Origin of the sequence: Bradyrhizobium manausense (assembly GCF_018131105.1) — a bacterium.
Lineage (GTDB): Bacteria > Pseudomonadota > Alphaproteobacteria > Rhizobiales > Xanthobacteraceae > Bradyrhizobium > Bradyrhizobium manausense_B.
The window spans coordinates 3362987-3378360 of the sequence record NZ_JAFCJI010000001.1; the positions used below are offsets into that span (position 1 = coordinate 3362987).

At 63.4% G+C, this 15374-nt stretch carries 13 protein-coding genes; 8 read left to right on the forward strand and 5 right to left on the reverse strand.

Annotated features, from left to right (window positions below; translation table 11 throughout):
• Window positions 1–21 precede the first annotated feature (21 nt).
• From JQ631_RS16120 to JQ631_RS16130, 3 genes are read left to right on the forward strand one after another with little or no spacing between them, the layout of a single operon-like run.
• The gene (locus JQ631_RS16120; protein ID WP_212327557.1) at window positions 22–2145 is read left to right on the forward strand and encodes an ABC transporter permease; all 2124 of its coding nucleotides are present in this window, start codon (window positions 22–24) and stop codon (window positions 2143–2145) included.
• The gene (locus JQ631_RS16125; protein ID WP_212327559.1) at window positions 2142–3239 is read left to right on the forward strand and encodes an SMP-30/gluconolactonase/LRE family protein; all 1098 of its coding nucleotides are present in this window, start codon (window positions 2142–2144) and stop codon (window positions 3237–3239) included. The genes JQ631_RS16120 and JQ631_RS16125 overlap by 4 nt, the downstream gene beginning before the upstream one ends.
• A complete protein-coding gene (locus JQ631_RS16130) occupies window positions 3236–4732 on the forward strand; it encodes a sugar ABC transporter ATP-binding protein (protein ID WP_212327562.1) in 1497 nt (498 codons plus the stop codon). Before JQ631_RS16125 ends, JQ631_RS16130 begins: the two co-directional genes overlap by 4 nt.
• A 6-nt stretch (window positions 4733–4738) precedes the next feature.
• Here the strand turns inward: JQ631_RS16130 and JQ631_RS16135 are convergent, their stop codons facing one another.
• From JQ631_RS16135 to JQ631_RS16145, 3 genes are all read right to left on the reverse strand, one after another.
• The gene (locus JQ631_RS16135; RefSeq protein WP_212327564.1) at window positions 4739–5224 is read right to left on the reverse strand and encodes a DUF2059 domain-containing protein; all 486 of its coding nucleotides are present in this window, start codon (window positions 5222–5224) and stop codon (window positions 4739–4741) included.
• A 10-nt stretch (window positions 5225–5234) separates the two neighbouring features.
• A complete protein-coding gene (locus JQ631_RS16140; RefSeq protein WP_212327565.1) occupies window positions 5235–6428 on the reverse strand; it encodes an OpgC domain-containing protein in 1194 nt (397 codons plus the stop codon).
• 261 nt (window positions 6429–6689) lie between these two features.
• Complete coding sequence (locus tag JQ631_RS16145) at window positions 6690–7403, reverse strand: GntR family transcriptional regulator (RefSeq protein ID WP_212327566.1); 714 nt, start codon at window positions 7401–7403, stop codon at window positions 6690–6692.
• A gap of 169 nt (window positions 7404–7572) precedes the next feature.
• On the opposite strand from JQ631_RS16145, the gene JQ631_RS16150 reads away from it, so the two are divergent.
• The 4 genes from JQ631_RS16150 to JQ631_RS16165 all read left to right on the forward strand — a co-directional run bounded on the left by JQ631_RS16150 (window position 7573) and on the right by JQ631_RS16165 (window position 12237).
• A complete protein-coding gene (locus JQ631_RS16150) occupies window positions 7573–9213 on the forward strand; it encodes a sugar ABC transporter ATP-binding protein (protein WP_212327567.1) in 1641 nt (546 codons plus the stop codon).
• On the forward strand, window positions 9210–10547 hold the full coding sequence (locus JQ631_RS16155; protein WP_212327568.1) for an ABC transporter permease: 1338 nt from the start codon (window positions 9210–9212) through the stop codon (window positions 10545–10547). The genes JQ631_RS16150 and JQ631_RS16155 overlap by 4 nt, the downstream gene beginning before the upstream one ends.
• A 37-nt stretch (window positions 10548–10584) precedes the next feature.
• Window positions 10585–11502 carry a substrate-binding domain-containing protein gene (locus JQ631_RS16160; RefSeq protein WP_433995519.1) on the forward strand — a complete coding sequence of 306 codons (918 nt, stop codon included), beginning with the start codon at window positions 10585–10587 and terminating at the stop codon, window positions 11500–11502.
• Window positions 11503–11643: 141 nt separating this feature from the next.
• Window positions 11644–12237 (forward strand): DUF1349 domain-containing protein, encoded by a 594-nt coding sequence (locus tag JQ631_RS16165; RefSeq protein ID WP_212327570.1) that lies wholly within the window; start codon window positions 11644–11646, stop codon window positions 12235–12237.
• Window positions 12238–12249: 12 nt separating this feature from the next.
• Here JQ631_RS16165 and JQ631_RS16170 read toward each other — a convergent pair whose 3' ends face one another.
• Window positions 12250–13497, reverse strand: coding sequence for an acyl-CoA dehydrogenase family protein (locus JQ631_RS16170; RefSeq protein ID WP_249160310.1), 1248 nt, complete (start codon window positions 13495–13497; stop codon window positions 12250–12252).
• A 158-nt stretch (window positions 13498–13655) separates the two neighbouring features.
• On the opposite strand from JQ631_RS16170, the gene JQ631_RS16175 reads away from it, so the two are divergent.
• The gene (locus tag JQ631_RS16175) at window positions 13656–14597 is read left to right on the forward strand and encodes an AraC-like ligand-binding domain-containing protein (protein ID WP_212327571.1); all 942 of its coding nucleotides are present in this window, start codon (window positions 13656–13658) and stop codon (window positions 14595–14597) included.
• On the opposite strand, the gene JQ631_RS16180 is transcribed toward JQ631_RS16175, so the two are convergent.
• Window positions 14598–15374, reverse strand: a complete 777-nt coding sequence (locus JQ631_RS16180) for a cyclase family protein (protein ID WP_212327573.1) — start codon at window positions 15372–15374, stop codon at window positions 14598–14600.

Genomic DNA, 15374 nt, shown 5'->3' on the forward strand with positions numbered 1-15374 from the left:
TCATTTCCATGCCCCGTTGGAATGCCGATGCGCGACACAATCACAAGCCTGCGTTACCGCTACTGGCCTGATCATCTCCTCGGCGAAATCCTGTCCAAGCGATGGACCGAGACAGCCATCCCGGTCATCCTCCTCCTGATCGTCGGCTTCGCCTTCAGCCGCTCCATCGACAACTTCCTGTCGCCGGCGAGCCTAGCCGATACTGCACGCCAGGCCGGCGAGATTGGGTTCATCGCACTCGGGCTCGCGCTGGTCGTCATCGTCGGCGGCATCGATCTGTCCGTGGGGTCGATCTTCGCACTGACCGATTTCTGCGCCCTCTATCTGCTTGACGTCGCTGGCTGGCCGGTTCCGGCGGTGGTGATCGCGACGCTGCTCTGCGGCGCCGTGCTCGGCGCCGTCAACGGCATCCTGGTCGGATATCTGCGGCTGCGCGCCTTCATCACCACGCTGATCACGCTGATCATCTACCGCTCGGCTTACGATCTCCTGATCCAGCGCTACTCCAACGCCATCGCGTCAGCCTTCCCCGACATCCCGTCGTGGGATTTCATCGGCGCCGGTTCTGTCTTCGGCATCCCCACCGTGGCACTGGCTTATATCGTCATCGCGATCTTCGGCCACATCTTCCTGACCCGGCTGCGCCCCGGCTGGCACATCACCGCAATCGGCGGCTCGCGACGTTCGGCATACAATTCAGGCATCCCCGTTCGCCGCACCATCGCGCTCTGCTACGTCGCGAGCGGCGTGCTGACCAGCATTGCCGCGCTGTTCTTCGCCTCACGGCTCGGCACCGTCGGCGGCGACATCGGTGTCGGCCTGGAAGTGATCGTGCTGACTGCGACCGTGCTCGGCGGCATCACGCTCGGCGGCGGCAAGGGCTCGGTGGCCAAATCGGCGGTCGGTGTGCTGATCGTGCTCCTGATCACCAACGGCCTCACCACCATGAACGCACGCGGCGGCGTCAATCGCATGGCGCTGGCCGGCATCCTGCTCGTCGCCGCGATGGTCGACATCCGCTGGCAGAAGAACCGGACCCGCATCATCAGCAAGGTCTATGTCGCACCGACCTACCACGAGCTGCCGCCACCGCCCCCGACCGAGATCGGACAAGGCGGGCCATTCGAGCAGAACGACAAGCTGCGTATCGTCGAGGCGATCGGCCTCGGACGAATCGAGGCGCCGGAAGACGTCATCCTCGATCGCCACGACAATCTCTATGCGGGTTCGCGTCACGGCGACATCATGCGCTTCCTCGCGCCCGACTATCAGAAGATGGAGGTCTTCGCCCATATCGGCGGCCAGCCGCTCGGCATGGCCTTCGACCGCGAGGATAATCTCTACGTCTGCATCGGCGGCATGGGACTCTATCGCATCAAGCCTGACGGTACTGTCGAGAAGGCCACCGACGAGACCAACCGCAGCATGCGCTCGGTCAACGACGACAGCCGCCTGCGGCTCGCCGACGATCTCGACATCACCGATGACGGCCTGATCTTCTTCTCGGAAGCGACCGTGCGCTACGAGATGGATGAATGGCCGATTGACGGCTTGGAGGCGCGCGGAAATGGCCGCATCATCTCCTACGACACCAAGACCGGCACGACCCGCACCGAGCTGCGCGGCCTCAAATTCCCCAACGGCATCTGCGTCGCCAGCGACGGCCAGTCGATTCTGTTCGCCGAGACCTTTGGCTGCTCGATCAAGCGCTATTGGTTCGCGGGACCGAAGAAAGGCGCGGTCGAAGTGGTGATGGACAATCTGCCTGGCTACCCCGACAACATCAACCTCGCCTCCGACGGCAATTACTGGCTGGCGCTGGTCGGCATGCGCAGCCCATCGCTCGACCTCGCCTGGAAGATGCCCGGCTTCCGCCGTCGCATGGCCAAGCGCGTGCCGGTCGACGAGTGGCTGTTCCCCAACATCAACACAGGCTGCGTGGTCAAGTTCAACGAGCAGGGCAAGATCGTCGAATCGTTCTGGGACCTGCACGGCGAGAACCATCCGATGATCACCTCGATGCGCGAGCATCGTGGCTATCTCTATCTGGGCGGCATCCTCAACAACCGCATCGGCCGCTACAAGCTCGACAACGCCGATCCGAACTTCGTCCAGTATGACAAGCGGTGGGGGAAGCAGTCGTGATCGCAGCCGTGAGAGACTTCGCCAACCGTTTTCTCGGGCGCGGCGACGCCACCATCACCGTGCCGTCCTTCGACGGCGCATTGAAGCCGAACCAGAAACTGGAATCGGCCGAGGCCTTGCTGACATGCGAGTCGCCCCAGGATCTCGCCACCGACGGAAGCAATCTCTTCATCGCGGACGGCCCGCGATTGATTTGCCTTGCCGGCGGAACGGTCTCCGAGGTGCGAAGCTTCGAGCGGCCGATCTCAGCGCTGTGTACTCTTCCCGGCAACGGCCTCGCCGTCGCGCTCGGCGGGCGCGAGGTGCATGTTTACGCAAATCCCTCGGCCGAACAGCCGAGCGTGAAATTCGCCGACGCAGCGTTCAACGCCATTAACGCGCTCGCGCTGGCGGACGACAACACGCTGATTGCGACGGACGGCTCGGCGACCTCGGCTGTCGACGATTGGGCGCGCGACTTGCTGGAGCTCAATCGAACCGGCCGCGTGTTCAAGCTTGATCCCGGCAGCAAGAGCGTGACACGGTCGGCCCAGGGGCTCGGCCATGCTTTCGGCGCCTGCGCGCATGGCAACGCGATGCTGGTCAGCGAGAGCTGGCGTCATCGCCTCGTTCTTGTCGGGGCCGGAGCGTCGCCGAAGGTCGTGCTCGCCCACCTCCCCGTCTATCCGTCGCGGCTATCGAAGGCTTCGGGCGGCGGCTACTGGCTCACCGCCTTCACCGCGCGAACCCAGCTCGTCGAGTTCGTGTTGCGTGAGCCCGGCTACAGGCGCCGCATGATGGCCGAGATCGATCCGGCGTATTGGGTTGCACCGCGGCTGAGTTCCGGACGCTCGTTCAAGGAGCCTATGCAGGGCGCACACATCAAGACCATGGGCATCATCAAGCCGTGGGCGCCGCCGCGCTCCTATGGCCTTGTCATCCGTCTCGATGCGGAGGGCCAGCCGCTTTATTCGCTGCACAGCCGGGTCGACGGCATCAATCACGGAATCGTCGCGGCCATCGAGATGGACAATGATCTCGTGCTGATCGCGAAGGGACCCGGCCGTATCTTGAAGCTGCCCCTTGCTGGCCTTGCCGAGGAGTTTCGGACATGAGCGACATCGCACTCTCGCTGCGCAAGGCCACGAAGCTCTACGCCGGCGTGCCCGCCATCGACGGGGTCGACTTCGACCTCCGCCGCGGTGAGATCCACGCGCTGGTCGGCGAAAACGGTGCCGGCAAATCGACGCTCACCAAGGTGATGGCGGGCGTGGTGACGCTGACCGCGGGCACGATGACGGTCGACGGCGCTGAGGTCGCGCCGAAGACGCCGCTGGAGGCGCGCAATCTCGGCATCGCCATGGTGTTCCAGGAGAACAGCCTGGTGCCGACCATGACGGTCGCGCAGAATTTGTTTCTCGGGCAGGAGAAGTTCTACAACCGCCTGCGCGGCATCTACATCGCCGCACAGCAGTTCCTGCAATCGCTCAATTTCGACGTCACGCCGACGGCGACCGTCAGCGGCCTCGGTGCGGCCAAGAAGCAGATGGTTGAGATCGCGCGCGCGGTCCTGCACCGCGCCAAGGTCATCATCTTCGACGAGCCGACCGCGTCGCTGACGCCGGAGGAGAAGAAGTATTTCTTCGACCTCGTCCGCGACCTCAAGAAGCGCGGCGTCTCGATCGTCTTCATCTCGCACGCACTCGAAGAAGCGCTGCTGCTCGCCGACCGCATCACGGTGCTGCGCGACGGCAAGCATGTCGTCACCGACGATGTCGCCAAGTTCGACCGCGCCGCGATCGTGCAGGCCATGGTCGGGCGCGATCTCTCCAACACGCTTTATGGCGCACGCAAGAGTACCGTGCGGCCGGCCGGCGCGCGGGTGCTGACGGTGCAGAACCTGAAGATGGCGCCGATGGTGAAGAACAATTCATTGTCGGTCTTCGCAGGCCAGATCACCGGCGTGTTCGGCCTCGTCGGAGCGGGCCGCACCGAGACCTTCAAGATCGTCGCCGGCGTGCTCAAGCGCGACTTCTTCCACGGCGGTGAGATCCTGCTGCATGACCAGCCGGTGCGCTACCGTGTGCCGGCGCCGGCGGTCAAGGCCGGCATTGCCTACGTCACCGAGGACCGCAAGGTCGAGGGCTTCTTCGAGACGTCCTCGATCGCGCGCAACATCTATCTTGGCCTGCTATCGAAGTTTCCCGGGGGACGCATGATGCTGTCGCGGCGGGAAACCGACACCGTCGGCAAGACCTGGATCGAGCGGCTCAAGGTTCGCGCCATCGGCGATGACGGCAAGGTGGTCGAGCTCTCAGGCGGCAACCAGCAGAAGGTCGTGATCGCGAAGTCGCTGGTGCAGGAGCCGGACCTGATCATCTTCGACGAGCCGACCCGCGGCGTCGACGTCGGCGCCATCGTCGAGATCCACGAGTTGATCAACCGGCTCGCCGACGAGGGCAAGGCTGTCGTGGTGATCTCATCCTATCTGCCCGAGATCATGGCTCTCTCGGACCGCATCCTGGTCTCACGCCAGGGCAAGGTCGTGGAAGAGTTCTCCGCACTCGAAGCGACGGAGGAGAAGATCATGTACGCGGCGATCCACTAGGGGCGGTTAGAGCTTGTGCCCCTTCTGGCGCAGCGCCTCGATCAGGCGCTGCTTCAGTTCGTCGGCGGCCTTCTGGCTGGCGTCCTGGCCGATCCGGGCTGTCGCCTGCGCCAGCGCGTCCGATTGCGTCAAGAACTTCTGCCCGACCGGCTGGGCGTAGAAAGCTTCGATCTGGCGCAGCTCGTCCAGGGTGAAGGTCGCGGCATAGGCGGCGGCGATCTGGTCGACCATGGCGGTGAAGAACGGCGCGTAGATCTCGGCGCCGGGCGCCGTCATCGCATCATAATCGCGCTCGATCTCCGGCCGGTCCTGCGCCACGACTGGCCGCAGCTTGAGCAGCAGCTGCGGCAACAATGCGCGATATTGATCGGCGATCTTCAGCGTCACCACGAGCTTGCGCGCCGTATTCATCGCTTCCGGTGACGGCGCTTGCGCGGATGCGCTGCTAACAAGAAGGAGAATGCCGACGACCGTCAACAAGCGTCTGAACATGGCTCTCTCCTCAGCGGCTCGCCGGCGCGATCTCGGTCGCGGCCTCGGGCCCTTCGGCCTCCGACACTTTCACGAAGAGGTTCGGCACCCGCTCGGCGCGGTCGAGCAGCCACGCGGCGCCGATCATGATGACGATGCCGACGGCGGAGACCGCAAGCTGCTCCCAGACGCCTTTGGTATATTGAGTCAGGATCCAGTGCGCGGAGAACGACAGGAATACACCGAGACAGAAGATCGGCAGCGAGTGCTGGCCGCAGAGGATGACGGGACGCAGCCACGCCGCGTGCAGCACGTTCCACTTGCGCGAGACGAAATGCGTCACCCAGATTGCCAGCGCCAGGAAATGCGTGAAGCGGAGCATGTCGAGGTCGGTCTTATCGATCGGGTAGATCGCCTTAAGCATCCATTTCGGGATCAGGACTTCGAGCGCATGGACGTGCCAAGTCATCACGATCAGGAGGGCAAAGATGAGCCACGCGGCGGCCAGCGTCATCGCGACCTTTGACCAGACAAGCTCGCTGATCTTCTCGATTTGGCCGATGCCGCACCAGGCGGCGAAAACGAACATCAGCTGCCAGCAGAACGGATTGAAATACCAGGTCGTCCCGGGCGGATAGGAGGCGACGTTCCAGTCGAACCAGCGCGACAGCACATAGAGCACCGCGGAGGCCGCGAGGGTCAGGTTCGGCCGCCGCATCAGACACCAGACAATGAGCGGCGAGGCGAACACCAGCGTGATGTAGAGCGGCAGCACGTCGAGATTGACCGGCTTGTATTTGAGCAGGATCGCCTGCCCGATCAGTTCGTCCGGATGCGCCAGGAAATTGAACACGTTGAACTCGTGCTCGTACATCGGGTTGTCGAAGCGGCGCGCGGTGCGGGCGATCTGCGCCGTGAACAGCAGGAACAGCATGATGTGGGCGACATACATTTCCGCCGCCCGCCGCCACAGCCGCTTCAGCGCAGCGAGGAACCAGCCGCCGGCGACGATCGGCCCGTAGATCCAGCCGACCAGATAGCCGGAGATGAAGACGAAGAACTCGGCGGCATCGCTGAAGCCGTAATTGCGCAGCGTCAGCCAGGCCACGACGTCGTGGGGGATGTGATCGAGGAAGATCATCCACAGGCCGATGCCGCGAAAAAGGTCGAGCCGCAGATCGCGCTCGACCGGCGCCAAGAGTGCTGCCTGGTCCCGTATGATCATGGGCCCCTCGTCCGGTGGGCGCCGCGCCATCGCGGCGCCGGTGAAAATCGGATGCTAAAAAAGATCAATCAAAAGGTCACCTAACCCTGCGGTTAGACACGCGACGGTAGCTCACCTTGATGCCCGCGCAAGGGACTTTGTCATCACAACGCGCGAGCCTCGCACAAAAGAGGCGAAAACAACCCCATGCACCGTAGCTAAGTCCTTGCGCAGCTTGCGAAACCTGTCCGACCCGTCGGGCAAGGTGCCGGCGGCATGCCGCTAGCCGTCGAAGAAGCCGGGATGCTTCTCCACGAAGGCGTGCAGCTCGCGCGCGACGCGGTCGAGATGGTTGGCCATCTCGGCCCTGGCCCTTTCGGGATCGCGATCTGCAATCCCGCGGTAGATCGCCTCGTGCTCGGTGTACGTTCCCCTGGGCCGGCCCGGCTCCGGGAGCAGCGTACGGCGCACGCGCTCAAGATGGGTCCGGATCGTATCGAGAGCTTCGCCGACGCGCGCGAGGCTCAGGCTCTCGGTCATCTGGTGATGAAACCTGGTGTCGAGCTCGTGGAAGCCTTCCAGGTCTCCGCTCGCGATCGCAGCCTTTTGGTAGGCGAGATTCTGACCGAGCGCACCGATCGCATCGTCCGACATGCTCGCAGCACAGACGCCGACGACCTCGACCTCCAGCGCGCGACGCATCAGCATCCACTGCCTGACGTCCTCGAGATGAATCCTGGCGACATAGGAGCCGCGCTGCGGCTCGACGACGACGAGCCCTTCGAAGGCGAGCCTGTTGATCGCCGTCGTGATCGACAGCTTCGACACGTCAAAGCGCGCGCACCACTCGTTCTTGTCGATCGGCGTTTCCGGCGCGAGCGCGCCTGAGACGATGGCGTGCTTCAGCGCAAGATAGGCCTGATCGACTTTCGAGCCGCCCGCGCTGCGCCCGCGCGCCGGCCTCGCGCCGCCCCTGAACCCGCCGATCGAATGCATGCTGTGTTCCCCCGGCCGATCTACACATTTCGATGCCGCAACGCCAATCGCGCGGCCAAAAGGCTTGACGAGCATCAACTGATATAACTAGCATATCAGATAACAAATAAACGATCACCTGCGGCTCTGATGTCTGCAAAGACTGACGGCACGCCGGGAGGAAAACCCAATGGAGACACGCTTCGGCGCGCTCGGGGCAGACGACGAGCGCGGCGCGCCGCGTTCCTCTCGCGTGGTCGAGCTTGGCAGCCGCGCGGGCGTGCCGGCCGGACATGTCGTGCTCGGCGCGGAACGGATCTCCAAATCCTTTGCCGGCGTGAAGGCGCTCAACGACGTCGATTTCGATCTGCGCCACGGCGAAGTGCACGCGCTGATGGGCGAGAACGGTGCCGGCAAGAGCACCCTGATGAAGATCCTTGCCGGCGTGCACACGAGCTACGACGGCACCATTGTGGTCGAGGGCCATGCTGTGTCCTTCACCGGCGTGCGCGATGCTGAGGAGGCCGGCGTCGCCATCATTCATCAGGAGCTCAACCTCGTTCCCGAGCTCAGCGTCGCCGACAATATCTTCCTCGGCAGAGAGCCGCTGATCGGCGGCGTCCTGATCGATCGACGCCGTATGGTCAGGGCCGCCGCGCGCCTGCTGGCGCGCCTCGGCGTCACCATCGCACCCGACACCCGGATTGCGGGCTTACGCGTCGGCGAGCAGCAGCTCGTCGAGATCGCCAAGGCGCTGTCGCTCAATGCGCGCATCCTCATCATGGACGAGCCGACGTCTGCGCTGTCCTCGTCGGAATGCGACACGCTGTTCAAGATCGTGCGCCAGCTCGCAAGCGAAGGCGTCGCGATCATCTACACGTCGCATCGCATCGAGGAGGTGCTCGAGCTTGCCGACCGCGTCACCGTGCTGCGCGACGGACGGCGCGTGGTGACGGCGCGGATCGACGAACTCTCACGCGGGGCCATCATCTCGGCGATGGTCGGCCGCGAGATGGCCGCGAACGAGCGCGGCGCGACGGTGGCTGACGGCGCCGCCGTCCTCTCCGTCCAGGACCTGACGCTGGATACGCTCGGCCCGCACGGATGGCGGCGGACGCTGCACGGCGTGAGTTTCGAGCTGAAGCGCGGCGAGATCCTCGGTATCGGCGGCCTGCTCGGCTCCGGCCGCACGGAGATCCTGGAGTCGATCTTCGGCGTGGCACACGGCTGGCGGACTGGCCGCATCGCGATCGACGGCGCGGCTGCCGAGATCAACTCCCCTTCGGACGCCTACCATTTCGGCCTCGCACTCGTCAGCGAGGACCGCAAGGAGCGCGGCCTGCATCTGGCCGACTCCATTTGCGACAACGTCGCGCTGCCCTCAATCGGCGCGCTCTCGCGATTCGGCCTGCGCACGTTTGCGCGCGAACGCGGACTCGCCGCCGACATGGTCAAGCGGCTCTCGGTTCGCTGCACCGGCATCGGCCAGCAAGCCGCCGCGCTGTCCGGCGGCAACCAGCAAAAGGTCGTGATCGGCAAATGGCTGGCGACTGAACCGCGCATCCTGCTGCTCGACGAGCCGACCCGCGGCATCGACATCGGCGCCAAGCAGGAGATCTACCGATTGATCTTCGATCTCGCCGCGCTAGGCCTCGGCATCATCGTGGTCACATCGGAAATGCCCGAACTGCTGCTGTTGTCCGACCGCATCCTCGTCATGTGCGAGGGACGGCAGACCGGCATCCTCGCACGCGAGAACGCCTCGCAGGAGACGGTGATGCGCCTTGCTGCACCGGGGATGGCGAACTGGATGCAGGAAGCCACATCATGAAGGCGCTGCTCCGCCTGCTCTCCCGCACCAAGCTCTATTGGGGGCTCGTGCTGATCTGCCTGATCGGCGCGCTGATCTCGCCCCAGACGTCATCCGGCCACAACATCTTCCTGTCCTACGGCAATCTGACCGACGTGCTGCGCCAGGTCTCGATCACAGGCCTCGTCGCGACCGGCATGACCATGGTCATTCTGCTCGGCGGCATCGATCTGTCGGTCGGCTCGGTGATGGGCTTCTCGACGGTGATCTGCGCGATGCTGCTGACCAAGCCCGGCTGGACCACGGCGTCCGTCATGGGCGTTCCGGCGGCGATCCTCGTCGGCGGCGTTGCCGTGGCGCTGGCTGCACGCTTCGTGTTTGCCGGCCTCGCGCGCGGCCGCGATGTCAGTGCCGGACGGCGGCGCGAGATCGCGCTGCCGCGCTGGCAGAGCGCCGGCATTCCGGGATTGCTGGGCCTTGTCGCGGCCATCGCGATCGGCTGGTGGACGATGCACCAGGTGCCGGGCAAATTCGGCGTTCTCGGTGTTCTGCTGATCGCCCCCTGCCTCGCGATGGTGCTCGGCGGCATCAACGGGCTCTTGATCGTCACCGGCCGGCTGCAGCCCTTCATCGCGACGCTCGCGATGATGGTCAGCGCGCTCGGCATCGCGCGATTGACGGCGGGGTCCGACAACGCGGTGGTCCCTGTCTACACCGGCACCAATGCGACCGAGGCCTTCGAGCTGCTGCGTTCGATGCTGTGGGGCGTGTTGCCGGTGCCGAGCGTGTTCTTCCTCGCAGCGATCTGCCTGTTCGGCGCGATCCTGCGCTTCACCACCTTCGGGCGCTATGCCTATGCGATCGGCGGCAATGTCGAGGCCGCAAAGCTGTCCGGCATCAAGGTCGCGCAGGTGCAGCTCACGGCCTATCTGTTGTCGGGCCTTCTGGCGGGGATCGCCGGCGTGCTGTTCGTCGCGCAGTACCGGCAGGGCAAGCCCGACGCAGGCACGGGCCTCGAACTTGACGCGATCGCCGCCGTCGTGATCGGCGGCACCAGCCTGATGGGCGGCCGTGGCGGCCTCGCCGGCACTTTCGTCGGCGTCCTGATCTTCGGTCTGCTCTCCGACATCCTGCAGCTTCAGAACATCGACTCCAACGTCCAGCTCGTGATGAAGGGGCTGATCATCGTCTGCACCGTGCTGGTGCAGGAACAGAATCTCGGCCAGCTCGTCGCACGATGGCGGTTCCGCCGATCGGGCGAGGCACAGGCCGATCCGAAAACAGCCGAGACCCATCGGCTGCCAAGCGCCGCAAAGGCCCAACTCGCAAGGGAGGATCTCGATGAAGCGTCGTGAATTTTTGAAGTTGTCGACCACGGCGGCGGGTGCCGCGATGACGATCTATCTGCCGGCCGGCTGGACGCCTGCCAAGGCTGCAGGCAAGTCGAAGGTCGGCTTCAGCCAGTGCACCACACTGGAGCCGTGGCGCGTGCAGTTCAACAAGGACATCCAGGCCGAGGCGAAGAACCACCCGGATATCGAACTGATCATTACGGACGGCCAGGACAAGACCCAGAAGCAGGTTGCCGATTGCGACAATCTGATCGTGCAGCAGGTCAACGTTCTGCTGATCTCGCCCAAGGAATCGGCCGGCTTGACCGGCGTGGTCGAAAAAGCGATCGACGCGAAGATTCCGGTCATCGTGCTCGATCGCAACGTCGACACCAAGCGCATCACCCAGTTCATCGGCGGCGACAACGTCGCGATCGGCAAGGCAGCCGGCGAACATGCGGTGAAACTGCTCGGCGGCCCGGGCAAGGCGGCCGGCAATGTCGTCGAAATCTGGGGCGGCATGGGCACGCAACCCGCGCACGACCGGCACGACGGCTTCCATGCCTTCACCGACAAGGAGCCCGGCATCAAGTACCTGCTCAACAACCAGTCGGGTGACTGGAAGCAGGACAAGGCCTACGACATCATGACGACGGCGCTGCGCAACAACGAGAAGATCGACATGGTCTACGGCCATAACGATCCGATGGCCTACGGCGCCTATCTCGCCGCCAAGGACGCCGGCCGCGACAAGAGCATCAAGTTCATCATCGGCATCGACGGTCTGCCGGACGAAGGCGTCACCTGGGTTTCCAAGGGCCAGCTCAGCGCGACGTTCCTCTACGCGACGCCCGGCGCGGAAGGTTTGAGGCAGGCGGCAAAGCTGCTCAAGGGCGAGAAGCTCGAGCCCGTCATCACCTTGCCGACGATGCTGATCACGAAGGAGAATGCATCGGAGATCCTGAAGAAGAACGGATAACTCTGACTTGGCTATACCGAAGTAGCGACCGCGAGAGCCCCGGTGCATCAATCACGCATCGGGCTCTCCGTTCGCCGAACGGCTGTCCTACCGCACCGGATCGACATCAGGTGCGATCGGCCACTTTCCTTGAGGTTTGACATGAGCGTTGCCGTCTTTGCCAGACAGGATGGTGTCTGGCTGAACGAACCGGCGCGGTGGACCGTGCAGGGCGACAGCCTTGATCTCATCACCGACAAGGCCACCGATTTCTGGCAAAAAACGCACTACGGGTTCTGCCGCGACAGTGGTCACTTTCTGGGTTTTCGGACTGCGGAGGCGTTCACCGCCGAATTGCGCGTCCAGTGCAATTTTCAAGAGCTCTACGACCAAGCCGGCATCATGGTGCGGGTCGACGCAGAGCATTGGATCAAGGCCGGAATCGAGTTCTCGGACGGGCGCGCCATGCTGTCGAGCGTGTTGACCGTTGGGCAATCGGATTGGGCAACAGCGCCGTATGAGCACGACGCCGGCGATTTCCGGATCCGCGTCACCGTCGCCGACGGCGTTATCCGATTGCAGGCGTCGGCCGATGGCAAGACCTGGCCGCTCGTCCGATTGGCTCCTTTTCCCAAGGCGCAATCGTACCTGGTCGGGCCCATGGCTTGCACGCCCGAGCGCGAAGGACTGCCGGTGAAGTTCACGGGGTTTTCCCTGACGCCGCCGCTCGGCAAGGATCTGCACGATCTCAGCTAGAGCATCATTCCGCTAGTTTGCTCCCGACGCAGCGAGCGAATCGTATTGCGGTCCCTTCATCAATTGGTGCAACTGTCGACGGCGTACACCCATATTGCCACCATCAAACAACGGATAAGCCACCGCATCCTGCAACAATCCCGCCAGCGGAATGTCATGATTGTAGCTATCGATGCCAACCACACGCATGAGGTCGGTGATGATCTTGACCGCCGTCTCCGAACCGAAGATTTTTGACTGCAGCGAAAGCTCGAACGCACCGGGCGCCTGGACATCGAGCGCGTGGCAAGCTCGCCAACTCAAAGAGCGAGCGGCCTCGATTTGGGTCTTTGCATCGGCAAGTGCGTAGCCAACGGCCTGGTGCTCGATAATGGGCACGGCGCCGCCACGTCGCTCGGTGCGCGCAAAATTCAGCGCAAAATCAAACGCAGCGCACATCAGCGCGACGCCGAAAACCCCAACCAACGCCGCAGTACCGGTGAAGCTACCTTCGACCAGCTGCAGGCCGGCGCCCGGCCCGCCTATCATATTCCCCATCGGCGCCCGCATATTCTCCAGCCTGAAGCGAGGTACCAGATGCGAGCGATGCCCAACCGAGTCGAAAGCCTTCTCCAAGACGACGCCTTCGGCCGGACCTTCCACGACAACGACGGAGATGGTCTCCTCCGGTGGAGCGGCACGGTCGGTACGACACACCACGGAAATCAGGTCGGCCCCTTTGCCACCCCAACCTGTGGCGCTGGAGACCCACTGCTTGGCGCCATTGATAATCCAATGATCGCCATCCAGCCGCGCGGTTGTACGCACGCCTTCCGCCGGCGCCGGTGCCGCGAAATTGGCGCTCCCGCCAGGCTCGCTGAAACCGAAGGCCGCGAGCGGAGCACCAGCCTTTGTCAGGAAGGGCGCAAACAGACGCTTGATCTGCTCGGGCGATCCACCAAGCATCACGGGCATCAGACCAAGCAGCGTTCCGAACAAGGTCAGGGAGACGTTGACATCGACGGACTGGAACTCCTCGGCAACCACCGCCAGATCCACCACGCCGGTCCCCTCACCTCCGAACGGTGCCGGAATCAGCCGACGCAGAAAGCCCTCCTTGATGGCCGCCTCATAGTGCGGACGCGTGGCCGCGAAACGCTCAGCCGGCGTAGACAGATGGCTCGTCGCGCCTTTGACGTCAGCGAGTACTCTCCGGGCGAATATGCGCGCAGATTGCTGCAATGCACGCTGCTCTGAGGTGAGCGTAAAGTCGATCGGCATTGGACCTCCTGTCGAGTCGCGCCTGTTCGTTCAACAAGCCTGCCGCCGATCCGGCGATCAGTCATTTGACAGGACGTGCGGCACGTTTGACAAAACGTCCGAGACCGCCGGCATCGAAATTGCGTATAGTCCGAACGGTCTTATTTCAGGAGCGGACGATGAATCGCGTTTCCTGGCATATGCGGGACGTGCCCCGCGCGGAGCGATTTGCCTATTGGCGGGAAGCAGTGTGTCAGAGCTTCCTGCCGCTCGAGCCGGAAGATCTATCGGACAACCAATTCGATGGCAGCATCGACGGTGTTGGTAATGCCTCACTGCAAATCTCGCGCGTGCGGTCGGTCCCAGCGGTCATACAACGCACCCGGCGAGGTATTGGCTCGTTCCTCGACGGATCGTTCTACGCAAATTTGCAACTGCGCGGGGATGCCATCGTCGAACAAAATGGCCAGACCACGATCGCGCATCCCGGGGATATTGTACTGGTTGATACCAACGAACCCTTCTCAATTCGCTTCGAACGCGGTTGCGACTTGGTCTGCGCCACCATTCCGAACGGGAGCCTACGCCGTCATCTGGATCACGTTGCCAAGCGCCCCAACGTCATCCGCAACGCTGGCGTTGGGCGGCTGACTTCGTCCTATCTGCAAACGCTGCAGGAGCTTTCGGACGAATTGGGACTGGTTGACGATCTCGCTGGCGATCAACTCAGTTCGCTCCTGGTACGCGCTGTGAGCACACAACTCGGTGGGGAGCCGACACCGTCACGCCACGAGGCGACGCTGAGACGGATTCTGAACTTCATTTCTGACGAACTCGACAATCCGCTGTTGTCGGCCAAGCTCGTCAGCCGAGAGCTCAATCTTTCGCGGAGCACACTGTTCGCAATCCTACGCGACTCAAACGCTACATTCGCATCTCATATCCGAGACCGCCGTTTGGCTCGATGCCTCGCACAAATCAGGGATCCGCGTCTGGCCGATCTCGCAATTGGCGACATTGCACGAAAGGCGGGCTTCGCGAACCAGGAAACGTTTACGCGCGCCTTCAAACGACGCTACGGCGTGGCCCCGGGCAGCTTTCGCACCAAAGATGGCGCGTAGCTACCCCTCCAAAATCGCGACCGCTCTTGTCCATCCTGCCGACGCGCGCTCGATCTTCACGGGGAAGCAAGACACCTTGAAGCCGGTCGACGGCAGCTGCTCGAGATTGTGCAGCTTCTCGATATGGCAATAGCCGATATGGCGGCCGGCCTTGTGGCCTTCCCAGATCAGGCTGGCGTCTTTCGTCTCGGCGTATTTCTTCGCGGTGTGAACGAACGGGGCGTCCCAGCTCCAGCCGTCGATGCCGGTCAGGCGTACACCGCGCTCGAGCAGGTACATGGTTGCTTCATAGCCCATGCCGCAGCCCGAGGTGACGTAGTCCTGACAGCCATATTTGGCGCCGGCGCTGGTGTTGACCACGACGATCTCGAGCGGCTTCAGTTCATGGCCGATGCGCTTGAGCTCGGCCTCGACATCCTTGGCGGTTGCGACATAGCCGTCCGGCAGGTGCCGAAAGTCGAGCTTCACGCCTGGTTGAAAGCACCATTCCAGCGGCACCTCGTCGATGGTCCAGGACCGCTCACCGCGATTCATGGTCGGGTGAAAATGCCAGGGCGCATCGAGATGCGTGCCGTTGTGGGTCGAGAGGGTGACCTGCTCCACCGCCCAACCCTGGCCATCAGGCAGATCCTCAGCCTTCAACCCGTCGAAGAACTGCAGCATGCGCGGCAGGCCCTGCTGGTGATTGATATACTGGATCGTCGGATGATTGCCGGGCGGATCGGCCGGTACATCGTTTTGCAGGGGGACGGAGATGTCGATCAGCCTGGTCGTCAT